Genomic DNA, 21,609 nt, shown 5'->3' on the forward strand with positions numbered 1-21,609 from the left:
GTTATTTCTTCTTTCTCATAATGAGGAAGGAAGCCGCGAGGACGATCGCGAGCCCAATGATCAGGATTGGAAAAAAGGAGTTGCTGTTTTCTTCTTCTTCATCGACCACACTGGGTGCCTCTTCCTTGTTTTCTGGTGTTTCTGCTGCTTCTTCTGTCTCAAGCCCTACCAATTCTTCCTCGTTTTGAACCTGAAAGTTTATCTTTCCTTCAATGGGATGGCCATCCTTCCCGACAATTTTCCAGTGAATCACATAAGATCCATTTTTTAAGTCATCTTCAATGTCGGCCTTCATGACATTTCCATTAATGGTGAGGTTATGTAAAGGCATTTCTGTATCGTCCACCTGGAAGAGCTGCATGGTGCTGAGCGCTTCTATTTCCGTGTTAAAAGTCAGGACCACTTCCCGAATGGGCTGTGTGACAGTTTCCCCTTCCGTGGGAAGTGAGGTCTCCAGTCCTGTATGGGCCTTGGCAGGGGCAGCTAGCCCCCATACCAATAGTGCCAATAAAACGACAACCATTTTTCTCATTTCAAACATCCTTTACTTTTTTATTAACGTGATCTTGCGGTACATTCCATTAAAGGCAAGTTCCCGGTCTTCTTTCAATATAACATCCTCTTTATGCTTCCGTGAGAGGGATTCGAACGAAATTCCGATGTCCGTTCCAAGCACCCTGATTATGGGGCGAAGGATCTTCTTAAGGAATGACAGTTCCTTATGTTCCGGAGCGAATTTATCAAAGACCAGGATGGTTCCACCTCTCTTTGCGACCCTTGCCATCTCGCTGAAGGCCTTCTCGCCATACGGGACAACCGTAAGGATGAGACTCCCCATCACATAATCAAAAGTCTCGGACTCGAAATACAGATGCTGCGCGTCCATCTGCAAAAACTTGATCTGGGAGTGAGGAAACTTCTTCCTCGCCTGATCCAGCATTTCCTCCGAGTAGTCAATGGCCGTGATGTCCAGTTTATCACGAGGGATCTGTTCCAGGTCGGCCCCTGTTCCAACACCGACAAACAACACCTGGTCCCCCTCATTGAAACTCACATCCTGAAACAGGCTTTGCCTCGCCTTGAGGAATGGTCCCGCGTTGAAAAAACGGTCATACAAAGGTGCCCATATTTTATAGATGATTCTATTCCAGGTATTATTCATCCCCGCACTCCCCCGCTTAGGAAAAGCTTCCCAAATCGGGAAGCTTACTTTTTTACTCTTAACAATCTTAATCCGTTCAAGGTCACAATGAGCGTTGCCCCCATGTCGGCGAATATCGCGATCCAGAGGGTGAGCCACCCGGGGATGACGAGAAGCAAAGCGAGCAGTTTTACACCCAAAGAGAACGTGATGTTTTGCTTGATGATGGCAAGTGCCTTCCGGCTCAGACTGACGGTGAACGGAAGCTTCTTGAGGTCATCCCCCATCAGTGCGATATCTGCTGTCTCAAGCGCCGTATCGGTCCCCGCTCCGCCCATGGCCACTCCGACGGTCGCCGCCGCGAGTGCCGGGGCATCGTTGATTCCGTCCCCCACCATGGCGACATGGCCATACTCGTCACGAAGGTTTTTGATGAACTGGAGCTTATCCTCGGGAAGGAGTTCGGCCCGGACATCGGTGACACCAACCTCGCTTCCGACCGCTTTGGCGGTTCCCTCATTGTCTCCTGTCAGCATGATGGTCTTTTGGATTCCAAGGTCATGGAGTTTTTGAATGACATCCTTGCTGCTTTCCCTTACCTCATCCGCAACCGCAACAAGTGACATAACCTCTTGATTGGTTCCGGCAACCATCACAGTTTTACCTTGTGATTGAAGCTTCTTGACCTGGTCCTGAACGTCATTTGGAACTCCATCTGTCAAAACTTCCTCGAACAGTTTCGGACTGCCGATATAATACATGGTACCGTTAATTTGCCCTTTGATTCCTTTGCCAGTGATCGAAGAGAATTCCTCGACGGGGATTTCCCTATAAGGAAGGTTCTCTCCCTCAGCCCTCTTCATAATGGCGGAAGCGAGAGGATGCTGGGAACGGTACTCCAGTGCCGCAATGGCTGAAAACAGGTCGTTTTCACTCTCTTTGTTCAGCACAACATAATCCGTTACCGCCGGAATCCCTTTTGTCAAGGTACCTGTCTTGTCAAAGGCGACCGCTTTCAGGGCGCCTGTTTGTTCGAGGTAGATGCCGCCTTTTATAAGGACGCCGTTCCTTGCAGCATTACCAATCGCGGTCACAATGGCAACCGGAGTCGAGATCACGAGGGCGCACGGGCATCCGACGACGAGCACCGCGAGTCCCTGATAAACCCATTCGCTCCAGTCCGCCCCAAACAATAGCGGCGGGATGATGGCGACAAGAGCCGCTACCACGATGATGGCGGGCGTATAATATTTGGCAAACCGGTCGACAAAAGCCTGGGACGGCGCTCGCTCTGCCTGGGCTTCCTCCACAAGGTGGATGATCCGGGCGATGGTGGTGTCGTCCACCCGCTTTGTGACTTTCACTTCGAGCAGCCCTTCGGCATTCAACGTGCCAGCGAACACATCATCGCCCGCCGTTTTCTCCACTGGAACGGACTCCCCGGTGATGGCCGCCTGGTTCACGGCGGAGAGGCCCTTCACAACGACCCCGTCCATGGCAATCTTTCCGCTTGGCTTGACAATCATGATGTCCCCGAGTTCGATATCGTCCACATGGATCATTCTCTCCTGACCGTTTCGGCGGACCAAGGCTTCTTTCGGAGCGATATCCATTAAGGACCTGATAGAGGCCCTGGCTTTATCCATGGAATACCTCTCAAGTGCCTCCGAGATGGCAAACAGGATGACCACAACTGCCCCCTCGCTCCATTCTCCGATAATGGCAGCGCCAATGATCGCAATGGTCATGAGGGTTCTCATGTCAAACTCAAGGCAGAACAAGTTCTTAATTCCTGTTTTAAAAAGGGAATACCCTCCAATGACAATCGAGGCAAGGAAAGCGGCGATGGTGGCGCTGTGCTCCTCCCCGTTGATGAATACAGATAGATACCCCATTAAGACAAGGAGCAAGGAAGCCAGAACGTTCCCATACTCTTTCCAGAATGGTTCTTTCTTTTGTGGCTCTACTTCCCCTTTTTCGGGGTAGATTTTCAGATTTTCAAACGAGCCCGCTTTTTCGAGCTCCTCAATCGTTGTCTCTCCGTACACCGTGACTTTTGAAGCACCAAAGTTAACATTCGCATCCAAAACACCATCCAGGTGTTTCACGTTCTTTTCGAACTTTGTGGCACAGCCAGCTCAGGAGAATCCCTGAATTCGGTACACATGTTTTTCTGCTTGTTGACCATTTTCAGCCATGGACGCTCACCTCCTTTTGATGTTGAAAAGCCATTTTGATTAGTTGTTTAACATGTTCATCGACAAGGGAATAATAGACGAGTTTGCCTTCCTTTCGGTACTTTGCGATTCCCTGCTTGTTCAATAGACGCAGGTGGTGGGAAACCGCAGCCGTTGAGGCTCCGACGATATTGCCTACATCACATACGCATAATTCTTCCTCAAGGTAGAGGGAGTAGGCGATTTTAATCCTTGTCTCATCAGAAAGGGCTTTAAAAATTTTGGCCACTTCGAGCGTATTCTGTTCTTTGAGCTCGTTTTTTACCCGGTCCACCTTGGGCTGGTCGATACAGGTGACCTGACAGACATCCTGCTCCGGCATATGAACACATCCTTTATTCAAAAGTTCGTTTGAATTTATATTATTCAAAACAACTTTTGAATGTCAACGAATGGGACTGAAATTTTCTAATTATTTTTCATACAAATGGTGACTTTTTTTGTAAGGTCTCTTCTTGCATCAGGCTATCTATCATATTTCCTACATGTTTCGGGGCTTGTCCCCTGCTGGAACACCAAGGCTGATTGTCAGTACCCCTTTTTCTCTTTTTTATGCTGATTTCGGGTACTGACACCACCTGTCAGTGCCTTTTTTCTCTCATTCTGCCTATTTTGGGTATGAGGCAGCCTGTCAGTGCCCTTTTTTCTCTCATTCTGCTGATTTTGGGTCCTGATAACCACTGTCAGTACCTCTTTTTCTCTCTTTAAGCTGATTTCGGGTACTGAGGCTGCCTGTCAGTGCCCTTTTTTCTCTCATTCTGCTGATTTTGGGTCCTGATAACCACTGTCAGTACCTCTTTTTCTCTCTTTAAGCTGATTTCGGGTACTGAGGCTGCCTGTCAGTACCCTTTTTTCTCTAATTCTGCTGATTTCGGGTGCTGATAACCACTGTCAGTACCTCTTTTTCTCTCTTTAAGCTGATTTCGGGTACTGAGGCTGCCTGTCAGTACCCTTTTTTCTCTCATTCTGCTGATTTTGGGTCCTGATAACCACTGTCAGTACCTCTTTTTCTCTCTTTAAGCTGATTTCGGGTACTGAGGCTGCCTGTCAGTACCCTTTTTTCTCTCATTCCGCTGATTTCAGGTACTGGGGCCGCCTCTCAGTACCTCTTTTTCTCTCATTCTGCCGATTTGGGGTATTGAGGCCGCCTGTCAGTGCAAACTTGATTATTCATTCTATTTTTCTCCTAAAATGTGTGAATATACCAGTCTCCTTATCCAGTCTTGTCCGCTTTGAAGGAATATATTATTACAAGAAGAATTATCCAGATTACGAGCAAAATGATGAGGAATATCGTTCAGAGGCACATGATTATGAAGGTGGAACCCCTGGAAGGGTATCAACATGCCAAAGCTAGCGGATATTATTGGTGGAATGGTGATTACCTCTTCCCCAATATGTGTAGTACAGCGCCTTAGAAATATTCCTGCCAGTATATTAGGACGTCGCAACCGTTCCCCTCTTGCTCTGCCTTTTACTCTTTCCTTCGAAGACAATAAAGGAGGGCGTACTCTAAACCTTGGCGAGACAGTTATACTACAGAAAGAAATTAATCCATTTATGTCTGCATTGAGAAAAAGGGAGCTTATCGTAACAGCTGTTCACAACCATTGGCTTTTTGACGAACCCCGTTTAATGTATATGCATTGGGAAAATGTTGGCGATCCTTTCGATTTCGCCCAAAAGAGACTTGACGCTGCAAGGGAAGCAGGGCTTTTTAAGCATAGGTAAAACAAAGGGACGGTTATTATGCAGCTTTGAACAGCATAACCATCCCTTTTTCCTACTTAACCACGCGATGATTTTAATGCCGCTTTTCAATACATGAGCCGATAATACAAAAATAGGCGGTTGCACCCCGTTATAAGTCTATACGCTTACTCAGGATGAGAATAGATTATGATTAAGCAGATGAAGGGAGGGACAAAAATGAGCAGAAGAAGATTTGACCGTGATGGCAACCAAAGTTTCTTTAGGGGAACGGCCAGAGATAGAAGAAATTCTGAAAGAACCAATGTAGAGGTGGATACTGACATCGACTTTGAAAATGATGTGGATAATAGGGTAGATGCGGATGCAGATGCCGAAGTCAGAAACACTGATAAAAACGTCAATATTGCTAGGGCCAGACTATTCAATTCCGGAAACTCCCGTGTGGATATCCGTCTAAATAGTAGAAGCAACGCGCGCGTCAGGGCTGATCAGGATCAGGACAATGATCAAGACCAGAATACGGATGTGGATGTTGACGTGGACTTTTAAGTAGTAAGGGTGGGATATTTTATATTCCACCCTCAACAAAGGGGGGACTTATGGTGAAAAAAGATCGAGGACCCTTCGAGGATCGATTAAGGGCTTCTGGATTTACGAAAAGCCGAAATAAGCTGCAAAATGCGAGTGAAAATATAAACTCCATCGGAAATAGCGGCAATTCTGATATAGATTTGAATGTGGAAGTCAAGGTGGATACGACAGCTATAGGGTTTGCAGTCTTATGTACACTCCTCGCTACAGGTCAAATGAATGAATTGCAATTCCAGGAAGCTGTTCGAAAAATGGAAGAATTAACACAGGAAAAAATCGGCCATTTTTATGGTAAGGGCCTAAACGATTCTTCCAGTGTTAGACTATTCAAGCGAGAAGGCCATTAGAGCAGATGGACTCACACAGCTGCTCTTTTACATATTTCCCCTATCAATCAATTGCTCTCCCAAAAAGCAGTTTGTTTATGTGGTTAAAAGGGCTCATGCTTCGGTTATTCGTCCATACACTTTTTCCCGATGAGAATAAAATACTACTACGAGCTGAAAGGAGAGAAGTTAATGAGTAGAAGAAAATTTGATCGTCACGGCAACCAATGTTTCTTTAGGGGAACTGCCGGAAACAGAAATTCCGGAAGAACAGATGTGGATGTCGACACAGACATCGACGTGGAAAATGATGTGGAAAATAGGGTTGATGTGGATGCGGACGCGGAAGTTCGAAATACGGATAAAAACGTAAATATTGCTAAAGCCAGATTATCCAATTCTGGAAACTCCCGTGTCGATGTTCGTCTAAATAGCAGAAGTAACGCACGTGTCAGGGCTGATCAGGATCAAGACAATGATCAAGACCAGGATACGGATGTGGATGTGGACGTGGACTTTTAAGTAGAATAGGTGACACTTATTCTCCGGATAGTATTACAAATCTCTTAGCAACAAAAAGCGTGCAGAAAATAATTTTGCACGCTTTTTGACTTTTATTTACTAGTAATTAAAAACTACATAAACTTAGGAGCCCCAAAAAATTCGGAGCTGTCTGTTTTAACTATACTGCCTCATTACTCAATAAAGATCATTCAAAAAACAGCGTTATCTCGGATCAACGCATCCGCCTAGTTGAACAACTAAGTAAAATACAACGGTGAATATCAATCAAAATAGACAGGTTCTTGTGGATTGTGTAAATGTTTAAATGCTAAACGAATTTGTGATTCTGTATTTCTGGCTGCCGATAAAGGCGGCAGTTCATTTTCTGCAAAGAAGTCCACTGCATCCGTTTCAACACCTTCCATTGGTGCCCCGCCAATGATTTCACACTGTATAAATATTTTATACACGTGATAAGGGGAAGGTGGATGCGGGTGGCATTTCTTATCAAGTACGGCTGTTAACTTTATTGGTTTCACTTCAAAGCCTGATTCTTCTTTCACTTCTTTGACCGCAACTTCATTTGGAGTTAAGCCTATATCTCCCCACCCTCCAGGTAACGCCCAACCCCCATCTGTGTTTTCTCTAACCATTAAAATTTTATTTTCCTTAAACACAACCGCTCTAATATCTACCTTTGGTGTTGCATAGCCGGTTTCATTTGCAAACAAATCTTTTATTACTGTCCGACTAGCATCCGTATGAAGTGACAACATTTCAACACTAATGTTTCTAATCAATTCAAATCTTTCCAAGTCGTATACGTCTTTAGAATAAGTAAGCCCTGCTTGTGCAATCGATTGAAGCTGTTTTGCCCATTCCAGCCATTTAGGTTCCAAACTTTTCACCGCCCATAATTATTACCTTATTTAATCCTTCCTGAGTCAAAATCAATGCTTTCTACGCATTGCCTACTGTGTTTAAAGATCATGGAGTAATAGTTAATTCCAAATACTCGTCGGTTTCCTTAAACCCAAACTTCTTATATACAGGTCTTCCCATTTCTGAAGCACCAAGCCATATTCTTGATATTCCAGATAATTTGACCTCCTCAACCAATTTTGAAAGCAGGTTTGTTGCTAATCCTCGACCGCGATAGTTTTGGTTTGTATACATATTTGCTATGTAGGCCTTTTTTCCAGTTTTATTGGTATAGCTTGGTGGGAAATCATAAAAAATTACTGCGCCGCAAGCAACAATTTCCCTTTCATCTTCTGCAAGCCATTGGATCAGCCTACCTTCACTTAGCTTATCTCTAAAAAATACGGATAGTTCTTTATCAATGTCAATATTGGGTTCTAACCCCTCATCAACCAATTGTATTTTTCTCAGTTCAACCAATTTTTCAATATCGTTCAGGTCTGCTCTGCGATAATTCAACATCAGTCACTCCTATTTGAATCGAGATTGTATTTTTCAATCCTATGTATAAGTTCTTCTTTCTACCAGAAAGGCTTGAACTTCCTATTACCATAATACTAAAAAGTAACAAATTACCGTTCTTAATTTTCAGGTAAATTTTAATTGATTCCTTATTTAGGCCAAATCCTTTATACTGGAGAGAATTAAACTTCAGTAAAAAACAAAAGCCAAACGAGACAAATCTTTATTTGGATCGTTTGGCTCCTTTTGGATTTTAAAAGGCATTTCAAATCATCCTCCCTAATTAGCAGTTAAAGTTCAGCGTAGTGCACGAGAATTATTTAATGATTATGGAGTTATACACTTTTGCTATGGGGCTAGGTTATAAGGTTTTTTTAATAGGGTTATGGTAAGGAGATATATTAATGAAGAATTATAAAGTTACTTTAAGCTTATTGCTGATGAATTTGTTCATAGCCTTTTTGGGGATTGGCCTTGTGATTCCAGTTATGCCTACCTTGATGAATGAGTTGAATATCACTGGGACGGTCATTGGTTATTTAACCGCCGCCTTTGCGATTGCACAATTGATTTGTTCGCCTTTAGCTGGGAGAGCGGCCGATAAGTTCGGTCGTAAAATTATGATTGTCATAGGGCTGTTTTTGTTCGGCTTCTCTGAGTTTCTATTTGGCTTAGGGAAAGAAATACAAACGTTATTTGTTTCTCGTATTTTAGGTGGAGTGAGCGCCGCGTTCATCATGCCGGCTGTGACTGCCTATATTGCCGATATAACGACAAGGCAGACCCGCCCTAAAGCACTCGGGTACATGTCGGCAGCAATCAGCACAGGATTTATTATTGGGCCGGGAATTGGCGGTTTTTTAGCGGACTTTGGAACCCGGGTGCCTTTCTTCTTTGCGGGAGGTCTTGGGACAATTGCCGGGATTCTTTCCATCCTTTTATTAACTGAACCGCAACGTTCTGTGGAAGAGTCTGAAAATGTCTCTGAGGGGAATATGGGGATTAAACGTATTTTTGCTCCGCTGTATTTCATTCCGTTTGTGCTAATTTTCATTGCATCCTTTGGTTTGGCTGCATTTGAATCTTTTTTCAGTTTGTTTGTGGATCACAAATTCCAGTTTACTCCAGCTGATATTGCCATCGTCATCACAGGAGGGGCCGTTTTCGGGGCGATTGCCCAAGTCCTTCTTTTTGATCGGCTGGCACGAATATGGGGAGAAATCAAACTGATACGCTATTGTTTGATTTTATCTGCTGTTCTGGTTTATTTAATGACCGTGGTTCATTCCTATTTTGCGATTCTACTCGTTACTTTCATTGTGTTTGTCGGCTTTGACCTGTTCCGCCCAGCGGTTACGTCCTACCTTTCCAATATTGCAGGGAATGAACAAGGTTTCGTTGGCGGCATGAACTCGATGTTCACTAGTCTGGCGAATATTTTCGGCCCAATTTTAGGAGGCATTTTATTCGATATTGATATTAACTATCCATACTACTTTGCAACATTGGTATTAATTGCTGGGATTGGGCTAACGCTGTTATGGAAAAAGCCCGCCACTGTTCAACAGAGGTCCATGGTCTAGGTCCGCAGCAAAAAGGATCACAGCATTAAGGAGTGTCATTCATGACGCTCCTTTTCTATAACAAAGGATTGTCCCCCTTTTTATAAAGATTAACTCTTCAATCATTTTTATTCGTATGTCATGTGGTCTTTAAGTTCCTGGATGAATTTATAGTCCAAAGGAGCATTTACTACCTTGTAAGCACGATTTGACACAATTACATTCCGTTCAAAAACGGAACTTCCGTAGCTTAGTGGAAGATCTTCATGAAACCCTCCGCAACCTTTACAATAATAACCACCAAAATGATTGCTCATTTACATCACCTCATAAAAACTACTCGTAATCTATTATACATATTCTTCTAAAAGTTAAAACGTAACGGTATACTTTTAAAAAAAGGTGAAAATTCAATAAAGGAGATGTTTTTGTGTCTGAAAATTGGGATATTTATTTCGACTATATTGATGATAAAATTGCTTCCGTTGTTTTGGATTTGGATATATGGCAGGAGATTGACAATGAAGAATTCAATCATTCTTTCTGTTTAAGGCTTAACTTAAAAGAGCCTAATGAAGACGGCTTACCAATTGAAAAGGAAGCAGAGGTGATAAACGAAATAGAAGATTCCCTTATTGAATTTTTAGACCATAGAAACTTTATTAACGTTGGAAGAGTGACTACCAACGGGGTTAGAGATGTTATCTTTTATTCTAATCAAGAATTGAAAAACATCTTGATTGATGCCGCTCACCAATTTGTTAAGCCAGCTGGGTATGAGTTTGAAATTTTCGGCATTGAAGAAGATGAGACCTGGGAATTTTATTATGATTTTCTATACCCTAATCAATATCAACAACAGCATATGGGAAATCAACAAGTGGTTGATTCTTTGGAAGAGTCCGGGGATCAATTAGAAGTGCCCCGCAAAGTTGAACACTGGCTGCTATTTAGTGATTTAAAAATGATGAAACGTTTTATTAAAGATATTAAGAAAGAAGGTTTTTCAATTGAAGAAGAGCCAAATCAAGTCAACGAGGAGGGAAAATATACAGTTGCTATTTCCAGAATTGACTCCGTTGACCTCCCTTCAATCAATGAAGTAACCGACTTATTAATCGAAATTTCGGAAGAGCACGAAGGTGAATATGATGGTTGGGAAACTTTTGTTTTAGGAGAGTAGCTTGGGATCAATTCATTCAAATTAAAGTCATATTCTATTAAATAAAAATCATCAAAGCCACGTTCAAAGTAGCTAATATAGATGCCCCAAAAAGTCAGCTTTCACTGACTTTTTGGACAGCCCTTTATTTTTAAATAGGATATACTGTTTTGTGGTCCGCAAAAACAAGCAACTGCTCGTTATCTTTATCAAACAAAAGCTCAGCATCCGAGGAATAATACCATGTTTTTTGTGTGTCCTCCACCGCAAATAAATTTAATTCCTCTTTAAATTTTTGAATATTCATTGCTTTTTCATACGATATAGGAAAGGAAATTATCCATTTATCCTCATTTTTCTTAATCTCATAGTGTTCTGTTTGATAAAAAAGACGGCTTCCTATTGCATGACGAACTAATAACACCCTACTCACCACCCAAATCCATTAATAAAAAGAATGTATCTTTAGTTGATCTTATTTTAAGTTCCTCTAAATCGGAAAGCCGAGCGCTGTCTCTTTGGCCAACAAGGAATTCATGATTTAAGGCTAATTCTCCCTCTATAACAAAAACGTACATCTTTCTTCCTGGTTTTTGCTGAAAAGAAAGCTCTTTTCCTGAATCCAGCTTTGATAAATATAGTGTTGCATCACTATTTATTGTTGCCGTTCCTTCAATTCCAGATGACGAAACGATGGGAAGCAGCACATTGTGCATGGCTTCTATATTATAGCTAATATCTTCATAAGATGGCTTTAACTGTTTTTGATTTGGTATGAACCAAAGTTGTAAAAAACTTGATTCCTCTTCTGTTGAAGGATTCATTTCAGAATGCAGCAAACCCGTGCCGGCACTCATTACTTGAACATTGCCAAATTGCAGGATTCCATTACTTCCCAAACTGTCCTCATGTCTCAGCTTACCCTTCAATACAATGGATACAATCTCCATTTCCCTGTGAGGGTGAATGCCAAAGCCCTTCCCAGCCTGCACAGTGTCATCATTAAAAACACGAAGGGGGCCAAATTTGACATTAGCTTCATCAAAATATTCACCAAATGAAAAGCTTAAGTTGCTTTCTAACCACTCATTTTTCACAGTATAACGGGATGTGGAGGGAACCACTTTAATCATGCCTGTCACCTCATTGAATTTTAAATTATTCACTATTATTTTGCTGCAAATCTACTAAATAAAAGGTGTAGATGTGCATTTAAAATGTTAATCACAAACGTTAATGCTTAAGTATCTTTCCTTATATCCGATTGCAACTAAAATACACTGAATTCATAAGTCTCGAAATCAAATTAATTTTAAACATTTTATCCTACGAAGTCAAATTATCTTATCTTCAACTCTGTAAGCCCTCGGTGCGTCTGTTTTGATGTTCCTTAATAGTTCCTTCAATATTAAAGATTTTCATGAATAAATCGATTTCTTTCTCGGAATCCAAGGAACTTGCTAAACCTTTAATATGTTTGATTGGATCTTTTAACAGCTGATTTACAATACTATCAATGTGTTTATTGATTACCTTTACTTCATGATGCGACAAATCAGAGAGTTTCCTTTTGAGACTGGACATAGTGTCTTTCTTAATGGATGAGGCTTTGGTGTTAAGTGCTGAAATTACTGGAACGACTTCTAACAGGTTGACCCAGTGTTTAAATTCGCTAACCTCCCCCTTAATCATGCTCATTATGGTTTGCGCAGCTTTCTTGCGTTCCAGAAGGTTTGAATTGATTATGCCATGTAAATCATCAATATTGTACAAAGAGACATTTTCCATACCTTCTATCCTTGGATTGATACTCCGGGGTACAGCAATGTCGATGATCAACAGTGGGTTTCCCTTTCTGGAAATACTTGCTTTCCAGGAATTCTGATATTTCCCTCTGGCCAACAATAATGTCATCAACAACTGTATAAATCTCCGTCCTGTTACAGGTCGACAAAATAATATTTTCTAAAACACTCGGCTTAGCTTGTAATGCTTTCATTGCCTTTCCAAACTCCGTCGGTTTGAATGTGAGTTTTTCCCTGATATCTACAGGGGCCGTTCTATAATTTATCCCCCCAACTAGAATATACATACTCTTCCCCTCCTTAAATTCGACGTTAACCTGGTTATAGTGGAGAATTTGAAGCTCTAAAAAAGAGAGCCAATCAAAGGTTTGACTGGCTCTCCTGATTTAATATGTCTTACGCAGCTCTTGTTAAGCTGGTTGAATCCTGTTTAAAGACGAATTGACCTAAAGATAATAATTTACTTCCATTAATGGCAAGGTAAATAGCCATTGCTAAAAATGCCAGATCCAGTTCATAACCAGCCATTTGGCCGTTTCCAAGTAAACCAACTGATAGCTTAACCTTTAGGGTTGCCACAATCATGATAACAGCCAATAAAGCTGACACGAGCCTTGTTCCGACCCCTATGATTAAAGCGAGTCCTCCGATTAGTTCGATTCCTGCTACTGCATATGCCATAAACCCTGGCACCCCAATGCTTTGGAACCAGCCAACGGTATTCTCGATTCCCCCCTGGAATTTTACTAAACCATGAATGAAAAAGATAACTCCCAATGTAACACGTAAAATTAGTGCTCCTAACTCTGTTTTAAACATAATGAATTTCTCCTCCGATATATTTTAATTAATGTTTTATCTATAAATTTCGATACCATTTAGCCGCAGCTTCCACTTCCGAGGCGGTTAGCTGGTGCCCTTTATTTTCCCAATGAATTTCAACTTTTGCATTTGCTTTTGCCAGCATGGACTGTAAATCGTTCGATTCCAATGGTGAACAGATTGGATCATTTGTTCCTGCACCGATAAACACGGACTTCCCCGTCAAATCAGGAAGTTCAATTCCCTTCCTTGGCATCATTGGATGGTGGAGAATGGCTGCCTTTAATGCATTTTGGTAATGGAACAATAAACTTGCCGCGATATTCGCTCCATTTGAGTAGCCGATTGCCACAATATTATTTCTGTTAAAATCGTATTTTCTCGCCGATTCATCCAGAAAATCGTTCAATTCTTTTGTACGGAAAATAAGATCCTCCTCATCAAACACACCTTCGGCTAACCTCCGAAAAAAACGGGGCATTCCATTTTCAAGCACATTCCCCCTGACACTTAAAACTGATGCTTCATCGTCAATTCTTCCGGCAAGAGGCAATAAATCTAGTTCATTTCCACCAGTGCCATGAAGCAATAATAGGGTAGGTTTTGAGGGATTTTTCCCTTTTTCAAATATGTGTTTCATTATCTTTCTCCTTTCATTAGGACCTGTACGGCGGGTAAGGTCTTTTCCAGTTCTTCTCGCTTTGATTCCAGCCATGAAGGCAGCATAAGCTTTTGGCCAAGCTCCTCTATTGGTTCGTCCACAGCAAATCCTGGCGGGTCAGTCGCAATTTCAAAGAGGATGCCGCCTTCTTCATGAAAGTAAAGGGCTTTAAAATAGTTTCGATCCAAAATCTCAGTTGGATAATAGCCTTTTTCCTGAAGAACATCTCTCCATTTACGATGTTCCTCTTCATCTTTCGCTCTCCATGCAATGTGGTGAACCGTTCCCGCCCCCATTAATCCGCGTACGGAGGGGGTCAGTTTAATATCAATGATATTCCCAAGCTGAGCTTCCGATTTGAACCTAAGGAACCCTCCTTCTTGACCCAGGCATTCAAGGCCCAATATATTTTCAAGCACATCGGCGGTTTTATTAGGCTGTGCCGAGATCAGTGTGGCACCACCGAATCCCTTTATGGCTGCATCTGACTGGACTTCCCCGTTGCTCCAGGTATTTAGTGGTCCATCTGCCCGCTCTACCAGTTCAATTTCCAGTCCGTCTGGATCCTGAAATTGCAAGTAAGTTTCCCCGTAACGTACCGTCTGAATGTACTTGACTCCAAAATTTTGCAACCGGTCCTTCCAAAATTCCATTGAATGGTCAGGAATTACATAACTGGTGACTCCAACCTGCCCAGTCCCGATTCGTCCTTTTAACTGCTTCTCCCAAGGGAAGAAGGTGATGACAGTTCCCGGATCGCCAGACCCATTTCCGAAATAAAGGTGATATACTTCCGGCCGATCAAAGTTAATTGTTTTTTTAACCAGCCTTAATCCAAGCACCCCTGCGTAAAAATCAATGTTCCTTTGAGCATCATTCACCATTGCAGTAATATGATGGATCCCTGCAGTTCTTTGCAAACTTATCCTCTCCACTTCACTTAATTGGATATAGAAACTTTACTTAGGCCTCTCAAGCGAAAACATCTCGCCGATTTTTGCATAATTGGTGCCTGCCAAACGGCTCACTGCAGCAAGTCCTCTTGGATCAATTCTTCCATTTTGATAAATATCATCCTCAATATGAAATTGAACGACTTTGCCTATAATGAAATCACTTCCCGGGGAATCCGTACCGCCCAGTTCTAAAGTGTGTTCCAAAATACACTCCATACGGACTTTGGCCTCCCTCACACCCGGAACAGTAATCTTTGAGCTAGCGATTGGAGTTAACTGAGCTAATTCAATCTCACTTTGCTCGGCAGGCAGAGACGCAGCAGTCTTATTGATTTTTTCAACATTATGTTCATCGACGATATGGACGACAAATTCCTTGGTATCCGTGATGTTTCTTGCTGTATCCTTTTGCTTTCCCTCTGACCTTTGGATGGATAACGAAATCATTGGAGGATTGGATGTGACAATATTAAAGTAACTAAATGGCGCCCCGTTCAAAACCCCGTCTTTAGAAATCGTTGTGACGAAAGCAATAGGTCTTGGTATGATGCTTCCGATTAAAAATTTATAATTTTCTCTTTCGGTATTTTGCGATGGATCGATTGAAAGCATAGGAATCACCTCTTTACAAGACTTAGTCTAACTTTCTGACTTCAAACGGGAGCAATACATTTTCAATCTTATCTCGGTGAGGCTCGTACTGTTCAGGCAACATTAATTTTTCTCCCATGGTTTCATGCGATTCATCATGGGCAAAACCCGGAGGATCGGTTGCAATTTCAAATAGGATCTCCCCATGCTCCCTGAAGTAAATGGCGTTAAAGTAATTCCTATCCTGAACAGGAGTTACGCCGTATCCACTAGCCGCGACATGGCGTTGCCAATCCAACTGGTCTTGGTCGTCTTTCGCCCTCCATGCTATATGATGAACGGTTCCTACACCCATTTGTCCACTGCCAATTCGCGTTAATTTCAAATCGATTACATTCCCTATTTCACCGGATGACCTGAAACGAATCAAATCTCCTTCTTCCCCGACTCGTTCCAGTCCCATTACATTCTCCAGCAGTTCAGCGGTTTTCTCTGGCTGTTTCGATAACAATGTTGCACCGCCAAACCCTTTTATCGCAACTTCTGGACTTATGCCACCAAATGTCCAGTTATTCAATGCTCCTTCCTCTCTTTCGACAATCTCCAGATGAAGCCCATGCGGATCATCAAATTCGAGGTATTCCTCTTCAAAACGGGACATTTTAGTATAAGGGATATTGAATTTTTCTAATCGTTTTTCCCAAAAAGCCATAGCCCCTTTTGGCACTACATAGGAAGTGACACCGACTTGTCCATCTCCTATCTTCCCTTTATAAGCATTATCCCAAGGGAAAAACGTAATAATGGTTCCCGGTGTTCCGCCATCATCCCCAAAATAGAGATGGTAAGTTCCCGGGTCGTCAAAATTCACTGTCTGTTTCACCAGCCGCAACCCCAAAACACCGGCATAAAAATTAACGTTTTCTTGAGGATGACCCACAATCGCTGTAATGTGGTGAATTCCCATCGTTTTTTTTGTCATCACTATGACTCCTTTTAATTAATATTTTTATCACACGTATGTTACCCATCATCACATAGTAAAATCACTTAACGTGAGATTGAAGATATAGCAGCTTTCCGAGATTATATCTCTAAATCAATAATCTCTAATTCGAGATAAATTTCTAACATGAAAGGCTAGTTTTCAACTAACCTAAGTTTAACTATTTTCGAACTGAAATTAATCTGTAGAGCAACCGATTTTTTTATTGAGAGCAATCATTACTTTTTTCTCTTCCTCACTAAGAACCCCGAAAATTTGCTCAATCATATTTTCATGCTTAGGGAATATTTCATCCATGAATGAAATTCCTTTGTCTGTAATAACAACATGAGTAGCCCTTCGGTCATTCGGACAACTCTCCCGTTTGATTAAACCCTTGTTTTCCAGCTTATCAATCACATACGTCATGCTGCCACTGGTCATCAGGATTTTTTGACCTATTTGTTGAATGGTCTGCTTTCCTTTATGATAAAGAACCTCCAACACCATAAATTCCGTAGGATTGATTCCATGTGATTCTATATCTCGCTTACTTCTCTCCTGGACGGATTTGGCTGCCTTCATAAAAACCACATAAGATTTTAGAGATAATTCATTATTCATGCCTGTTTTCACCTTCTTTTATCTCAAATTAAAGTATTTTGAATTTATTTATCTCAAGGTACGAATATATTTTATTACAAAATAACCTAATTTGTCAATAAGAGAAGATTTTTAAGTACCTTACAAGGCTTAAATTTAGTTTTTATCCATCTCAATGCAGGACTTTGTTAGTATTTTTAACCTTGACCATAGAACCTGTATTTATTTCTGTTAACTTTTGCATCATATAAAGCCTTGTCTGCATACTGTACAAGCTTTTTGGGATTCTCTGAATTTGTTGGATAAATCGATATTCCTATACTTGAAGTGACCATGAAATCCTGGCCTTTAACTTGATATGGAGATTGTATAGCCTTATAAATCCTTTTGACCGATTTCTTTATTGAGACCATGCTATCGTTTTTTAATAAAATTACAAATTCATCGCCTCCCATCCTTCCAATGACATCTTCTTCGCGAGTATATTTCCTTAATCTTTTTGAAAATAGTTTAAGAATCTCATCCCCTGCTTCATGGCCCAATGTATCATTAATCATCTTAAATCTATCTAAATCCAGATAAAGTACAGCGACTAGTTCTCCTGTAACCTTTGCCTCACTGATGCTAATTTGTAAACTCTCAACAAAAGACCTCCTATTTAGCAGCTCAGTCAATGGGTCACGTGCGGCTAAAAATTCCAGTTTCTCCTCATACTTTTTCCTCTCAGTTATGTCCCTTACAATAATTTGCAACACACTATCTTCTTAATATTTAAAGGGTATCGCTATAATTTCTGTCCAAATGAAGCTACCATCTTTTCGAACCAACTTTTCAATAAATTGTTCTGTTTCATTGATATTATGTTTGGTGAGAAGTTCAACAAGTCTTTGTTGGTCATTCTCCATGTCATTACCCAAGTAATGTAATAATGGCCTCCCTATTAATAAGTTGCTGTCTTCATAACCCAGTAATTTAACAGCCCTTTGATTTAAAAAAGAACTTCCCCATTTTTCACGACAAAAATGGATTCCGGGGAGAATTCAACTAGAGACCGTTAGCAAAACTCACTAACTTCAAGTTGTTCTTTCAATCCCTTCTCGCTTGTTATATCTTTATCCATGGCTACAGCTAAAATATCGCCTTTATTTACTGACCGGTAAGATGCCAAGATATCTACGAGCTCACCATCTTTTCTCCTCCGTTTTGTCTCAAAGTAAGGAATGCTTTGTCCTTTTTTAAGTTTGTTTAAAAGTTCTCTTTGTTCGCTATAGTTAAATTCATCTGTAAAAAATGGAAACTTATTTGTCCCGATATCTTTTAAATCCCAGCCAAGGATGTTAGTAAAGGCAGGATTTATATGTGTCACAGATCCATCCCGTGCTATCGTAAAAATCGCTTCATTTATGTTTTCCCAAATTAATTCAAATTGTTCTTTCCCTGTTACCAATGTATAATTGCCCATTTCAATGCCCCTCTCCCTACTGCATAGTTTGCTAAAAATAAAAAGTCTGGTGGGAATCAAACCTCACCAGACTCTTCACTAAGCATATTCCCCACCGTCTACCTGGACATTCCTCGATTGGTTCTTATTTATAAAATTTCACGCGATCTTCAACTGCCTGGAATTGCTTCTCTCCTGGTTCGGCAGTTGGATTACCGAATGGCATTTGTGCAATTAGTTTCCAGTTACCCGGGATATTCCATTTGTTTTTCACTTCTTCATCGATTAGCGGGTTATAGTGCTGTAAAGAGGCACCTAATCCTTCTGCTTCTAGGCCTGCCCAAACGACCAACTGGTGCATGCCGGATGCCTGGTTCGACCAGACCGGGAAATTTTCTGCATAGGCTGAGAATTGTTCTTGAAGTGATTTAACTACTGCTTCATCTTCGAAAAACAATACGGTGCCATATCCAGCTTTAAATGAATCCATTTTTTCTTGCGTGCCAGTGAAGTCTCCATTCCCAACCACTTCACGTAATGTTTCAGTTGTAATTTCCCATAATTGATCATGCGCCTCTCCAGTCAATACAACAAGGCGTGCCGTCTGGGAGTTGAAGGCAGAAGGGGTATGCTTAACTGCAAATTCTACAATTTCCTTAATTCTCTCGTCAGAAACTTGGACATCTTTATTAAGGCCATAGTAAGAGCGCCTTTCTTTTAGTACAGAATAAAAATCGTTTGCCATAATTTTTCCTCCTAGAAAACATTTTATCTCGAGTTAATATATCTCGGATTCGAATTGATGTTAAACAAAATAATGGTTGCTGTCAAACATTCTAAATGCTATGGGAAAATAATTTTTGAAAATATTTGATCACCAAAATGCCTTTTCTCATTTCAGTTGTTCCTGCAGGCCATAAATCCTGGATTTAATTAAATAGAATGATTTTTATTTAATCGTTTTATCAAAACTTCTTTTTCTGCTTCATAGCCAGGTTTACCAAGCAATGCAAACATATTTTTCTTATAAGCCTCTACACCAGGCTGATCAAATGGATTCACGCCCATTAATAAACCGGAGATTCCGCATGCTTTTTCAAAGAAATAAACCATTTCGCCAAATGTGTACTCGGTTAACTCATCCAGTTCAACAACCATGTTTGGAACGCCGCCATCGACATGAGCCAAAACAGTTCCTTGGAACGCGTTTTTATTTACATCATCCATGGTTTTTCCTGCTAGGAAGTTTAAGCCATCCAGATTTGATGCATCTTCTTGGATCGTTACCTCTGCTTTTGGTGTTGCCACTTGAATCACGGTTTCAATCAAATCACGACGGCCTTCTTGGACATATTGCCCCATGGAATGCAAGTCAGTGGAAAAATCAACCGATGCCGGGAACAACCCTTTTTGATCTTTCCCTTCACTTTCACCGTATAACTGCTTCCACCATTCTGATACATAATGAAGAGCAGGCTCATAGTTTACAAGCAATTCGATTGTTTTTCCTTTTCTATATAAAGCGTTGCGGACCGCTGCATATTGATAGCTCTCATTGGTTTTAAGGTCAGGGTTATTGTATTTTTCGGCTGCTGCTTTAGCGCCTTCCATCATCTTGTCAATATTCAGTCCTGCCGTTGCGATTGGCAAAAGCCCGACAGCTGTCAGAACGGAGTATCTGCCGCCAACATCATCTGGAATCACAAATGTTTCATAGCCTTCTTCCGTAGCAAGTTGCTTCAGTGCACCTTTTTCTTTATCGGTTGTAACAAAGATTCGATTTTTGGCTTCTTCTTTGCCATATTTCTTTTCCAAATAATCACGGAAAATCCGGAAAGCAATCGCTGGTTCAGTAGTGGTACCTGATTTTGAAATCACGTTTATCGAGATATCTTTCCCCTCCAGCATTTCGAATAGATGGGTAAGATAGGTTGAACTAATGTTTTGGCCGGCAAAATAAATCTCGGTATTTCCACTCATTTGGTTATGGAAGGTATGGGACAGAGATTCAATCGCTGCTCTTGCGCCTAAATAGGATCCACCTATTCCGATGACAATTAACGCATCGGAAGACTTTTGAATTCTTTCTGCTGCTTGCTTAATTCTTGAGAACTCTTCTTGATCATAGTCATATGGTAGAGTCACCCAGCCTAAGTAGTCAGACCCCGGCCCTTGTTTATCGTGAAGCATATGATGGGCTGCCTTTACAAATACAGAAAGATTGTCAATTTCAGATTGCTGCAGGAAGTTTGTTACATTTGAGTAATCAAAAGATATGGCCATGTTTATTTCTCCTTTGCCTGTATTTTGCAGTTTGTAGTGGGGGCATTGGCTAGGTTGTTCGCCAACGTCCCCTATTTCTTCTTATTTCTTTGGTTCTACCCAATCTGCTGCGAACTTTTCAATTCCTTGATCCGTAAGCGGATGTTTTGCTAGCTGCTCAATGACTTTAAAGGGAACAGTTGCAATATGTGCACCAGCCATCGCAACGCGCGTTACATGGTCCGGATGGCGAACAGATGCTGCAATGATTTGGGCATCAAGGTTATGAGTCCGGAATAATTCGGCGATTTTCGCCACTAGCAGGACACCATCTTCTGAAATGTCATCTAAACGGCCTAAGAATGGCGAAACATAAGCGGCTCCTGCCCGAGCGGCTAAAAGTGCTTGATTCACAGTGAAAATAAGTGTGACATTTACCTTGACTCCTTTTTTCGCCAAATAACGGGTAGTTTCTAAGCCTGCCAGGGTCATAGGCACTTTAATGGTAATATTTTTATCTCCACCATTTATTTTGATTAATTCATCGGCTTCTGCAATCATTTCTTCAGCTGTCACTGCATGTGGTGTAACTTCAGCAGAAACAGATTCCACTTCGGGTACTGCTTGTAAAATTTCTTCAATTCGATCTTCAAATTGGACGCCTTCTTTTGCGACCAAGGATGGGTTGGTTGTCACACCAGATAAAACGCCAATTTGATAAGCCTTTTTAATGTCCTTAAGGTTTGCTGTATCTACAAAAAATTTCATTGTCAAATCCCTCCAATAGTTTGATTCATTATGTTC

Annotated in this window: 28 protein-coding genes; 6 read left to right on the forward strand and 22 right to left on the reverse strand. The window is 41.3% G+C overall.

What is annotated here, in order from left to right:
- Position 1: 1 nt before the first annotated feature.
- From WQ57_RS09895 to WQ57_RS09910, 4 genes are read right to left on the reverse strand one after another with little or no spacing between them, the layout of a single operon-like run.
- On the reverse strand, positions 2–532 hold the full coding sequence (locus WQ57_RS09895) for a copper resistance protein CopC (RefSeq protein ID WP_046523598.1): 531 nt from the start codon (positions 530–532) through the stop codon (positions 2–4).
- A 12-nt stretch (positions 533–544) separates the two neighbouring features.
- The gene (locus WQ57_RS09900) at positions 545–1,162 is read right to left on the reverse strand and encodes a class I SAM-dependent methyltransferase (protein WP_046523599.1); all 618 of its coding nucleotides are present in this window, start codon (positions 1,160–1,162) and stop codon (positions 545–547) included.
- Between the two features lie 44 nt (positions 1,163–1,206).
- Entirely contained in the window at positions 1,207–3,339 is a 2,133-nt protein-coding gene (locus WQ57_RS09905) for a heavy metal translocating P-type ATPase (RefSeq protein WP_084820237.1), read from the reverse strand.
- Positions 3,332–3,700: an ArsR/SmtB family transcription factor gene (locus tag WQ57_RS09910; protein WP_046523601.1), complete on the reverse strand. Its 369-nt coding sequence runs from the start codon at positions 3,698–3,700 to the stop codon at positions 3,332–3,334. The genes WQ57_RS09905 and WQ57_RS09910 overlap by 8 nt, the downstream gene beginning before the upstream one ends.
- Before the next feature lie 1,022 nt (positions 3,701–4,722).
- Here WQ57_RS09910 and WQ57_RS09915 point away from each other — a divergent pair.
- The 4 genes from WQ57_RS09915 to WQ57_RS09930 all read left to right on the forward strand — a co-directional run bounded on the left by WQ57_RS09915 (position 4,723) and on the right by WQ57_RS09930 (position 6,530).
- Positions 4,723–5,109: a DUF1259 domain-containing protein gene (locus tag WQ57_RS09915; RefSeq protein ID WP_046523602.1), complete on the forward strand. Its 387-nt coding sequence runs from the start codon at positions 4,723–4,725 to the stop codon at positions 5,107–5,109.
- A 198-nt stretch (positions 5,110–5,307) separates the two neighbouring features.
- Positions 5,308–5,640: a hypothetical protein gene (locus WQ57_RS09920; RefSeq protein WP_156183104.1), complete on the forward strand. Its 333-nt coding sequence runs from the start codon at positions 5,308–5,310 to the stop codon at positions 5,638–5,640.
- A 50-nt stretch (positions 5,641–5,690) separates the two neighbouring features.
- Positions 5,691–6,029 (forward strand): hypothetical protein, encoded by a 339-nt coding sequence (locus WQ57_RS09925; protein ID WP_052948707.1) that lies wholly within the window; start codon positions 5,691–5,693, stop codon positions 6,027–6,029.
- 171 nt (positions 6,030–6,200) lie between these two features.
- Positions 6,201–6,530 carry a hypothetical protein gene (locus WQ57_RS09930; RefSeq protein ID WP_046523604.1) on the forward strand — a complete coding sequence of 110 codons (330 nt, stop codon included), beginning with the start codon at positions 6,201–6,203 and terminating at the stop codon, positions 6,528–6,530.
- Positions 6,531–6,793: 263 nt separating this feature from the next.
- On the opposite strand, the gene WQ57_RS09935 is transcribed toward WQ57_RS09930, so the two are convergent.
- Positions 6,794–7,411, reverse strand: a complete 618-nt coding sequence (locus tag WQ57_RS09935) for an NUDIX hydrolase (protein WP_046523605.1) — start codon at positions 7,409–7,411, stop codon at positions 6,794–6,796.
- 88 nt (positions 7,412–7,499) lie between these two features.
- Entirely contained in the window at positions 7,500–7,952 is a 453-nt protein-coding gene (locus WQ57_RS09940) for a GNAT family N-acetyltransferase (protein ID WP_046523718.1), read from the reverse strand.
- A 407-nt stretch (positions 7,953–8,359) separates the two neighbouring features.
- Here WQ57_RS09940 and norA point away from each other — a divergent pair, with 407 nt between their 5' ends.
- A complete protein-coding gene (gene norA / locus WQ57_RS09945; RefSeq protein WP_046523606.1) occupies positions 8,360–9,538 on the forward strand; it encodes a multidrug efflux MFS transporter NorA in 1,179 nt (392 codons plus the stop codon).
- A 409-nt stretch (positions 9,539–9,947) separates the two neighbouring features.
- Positions 9,948–10,700 carry a DUF695 domain-containing protein gene (locus WQ57_RS09955; RefSeq protein WP_046523608.1) on the forward strand — a complete coding sequence of 251 codons (753 nt, stop codon included), beginning with the start codon at positions 9,948–9,950 and terminating at the stop codon, positions 10,698–10,700.
- 130 nt (positions 10,701–10,830) lie between these two features.
- Here WQ57_RS09955 and WQ57_RS09960 read toward each other — a convergent pair whose 3' ends face one another.
- The 16 genes from WQ57_RS09960 to fsa form a co-directional block, all read right to left on the reverse strand.
- Positions 10,831–11,103 (reverse strand): hypothetical protein, encoded by a 273-nt coding sequence (locus WQ57_RS09960; protein ID WP_046523609.1) that lies wholly within the window; start codon positions 11,101–11,103, stop codon positions 10,831–10,833.
- Position 11,104: 1 nt separating this feature from the next.
- Positions 11,105–11,812 carry a pirin family protein gene (locus WQ57_RS09965; protein WP_046523610.1) on the reverse strand — a complete coding sequence of 236 codons (708 nt, stop codon included), beginning with the start codon at positions 11,810–11,812 and terminating at the stop codon, positions 11,105–11,107.
- Positions 11,813–12,029: 217 nt separating this feature from the next.
- Positions 12,030–12,518 carry a glutamyl-tRNA reductase gene (locus WQ57_RS26180; protein WP_241481514.1) on the reverse strand — a complete coding sequence of 163 codons (489 nt, stop codon included), beginning with the start codon at positions 12,516–12,518 and terminating at the stop codon, positions 12,030–12,032.
- Positions 12,439–12,771 (reverse strand): hypothetical protein, encoded by a 333-nt coding sequence (locus WQ57_RS27190; RefSeq protein WP_046523612.1) that lies wholly within the window; start codon positions 12,769–12,771, stop codon positions 12,439–12,441. Before WQ57_RS27190 ends, WQ57_RS26180 begins: the two co-directional genes overlap by 80 nt.
- A 109-nt stretch (positions 12,772–12,880) precedes the next feature.
- A complete protein-coding gene (locus WQ57_RS09980; protein ID WP_046523613.1) occupies positions 12,881–13,303 on the reverse strand; it encodes a DoxX family protein in 423 nt (140 codons plus the stop codon).
- 40 nt (positions 13,304–13,343) lie between these two features.
- Positions 13,344–13,949, reverse strand: coding sequence for an alpha/beta hydrolase (locus tag WQ57_RS09985; RefSeq protein ID WP_173427546.1), 606 nt, complete (start codon positions 13,947–13,949; stop codon positions 13,344–13,346).
- Complete coding sequence (locus WQ57_RS09990; RefSeq protein WP_084820238.1) at positions 13,946–14,887, reverse strand: ring-cleaving dioxygenase; 942 nt, start codon at positions 14,885–14,887, stop codon at positions 13,946–13,948. The genes WQ57_RS09985 and WQ57_RS09990 overlap by 4 nt, the downstream gene beginning before the upstream one ends.
- A 39-nt stretch (positions 14,888–14,926) precedes the next feature.
- Complete coding sequence (locus WQ57_RS09995) at positions 14,927–15,535, reverse strand: flavin reductase family protein (protein ID WP_046523615.1); 609 nt, start codon at positions 15,533–15,535, stop codon at positions 14,927–14,929.
- Between the two features lie 22 nt (positions 15,536–15,557).
- Complete coding sequence (locus WQ57_RS10000) at positions 15,558–16,496, reverse strand: ring-cleaving dioxygenase (RefSeq protein ID WP_046523616.1); 939 nt, start codon at positions 16,494–16,496, stop codon at positions 15,558–15,560.
- Between the two features lie 201 nt (positions 16,497–16,697).
- On the reverse strand, positions 16,698–17,123 hold the full coding sequence (locus WQ57_RS10005; RefSeq protein ID WP_046523617.1) for a MarR family winged helix-turn-helix transcriptional regulator: 426 nt from the start codon (positions 17,121–17,123) through the stop codon (positions 16,698–16,700).
- Between the two features lie 176 nt (positions 17,124–17,299).
- Positions 17,300–17,854 carry a GGDEF domain-containing protein gene (locus tag WQ57_RS10010; protein ID WP_052948711.1) on the reverse strand — a complete coding sequence of 185 codons (555 nt, stop codon included), beginning with the start codon at positions 17,852–17,854 and terminating at the stop codon, positions 17,300–17,302.
- 12 nt (positions 17,855–17,866) lie between these two features.
- Positions 17,867–18,142: a PAS domain-containing protein gene (locus WQ57_RS27500; RefSeq protein WP_156183112.1), complete on the reverse strand. Its 276-nt coding sequence runs from the start codon at positions 18,140–18,142 to the stop codon at positions 17,867–17,869.
- Between the two features lie 14 nt (positions 18,143–18,156).
- A complete protein-coding gene (locus WQ57_RS10015) occupies positions 18,157–18,564 on the reverse strand; it encodes a PAS domain S-box protein (RefSeq protein WP_046523618.1) in 408 nt (135 codons plus the stop codon).
- 124 nt (positions 18,565–18,688) lie between these two features.
- Positions 18,689–19,288 (reverse strand): nitroreductase family protein, encoded by a 600-nt coding sequence (locus WQ57_RS10020; RefSeq protein WP_046523619.1) that lies wholly within the window; start codon positions 19,286–19,288, stop codon positions 18,689–18,691.
- 188 nt (positions 19,289–19,476) lie between these two features.
- On the reverse strand, positions 19,477–20,826 hold the full coding sequence (locus tag WQ57_RS10025; RefSeq protein ID WP_046523620.1) for a glucose-6-phosphate isomerase: 1,350 nt from the start codon (positions 20,824–20,826) through the stop codon (positions 19,477–19,479).
- 81 nt (positions 20,827–20,907) lie between these two features.
- Positions 20,908–21,573, reverse strand: coding sequence for a fructose-6-phosphate aldolase (gene fsa / locus WQ57_RS10030; protein ID WP_046523621.1), 666 nt, complete (start codon positions 21,571–21,573; stop codon positions 20,908–20,910).
- Positions 21,574–21,609 lie beyond the last annotated feature (36 nt).

Origin of the sequence: Mesobacillus campisalis, from assembly GCF_000986785.1 — a bacterium.
GTDB classification, from domain to species: domain Bacteria; phylum Bacillota; class Bacilli; order Bacillales; family Cytobacillaceae; genus Mesobacillus_B; species Mesobacillus_B campisalis.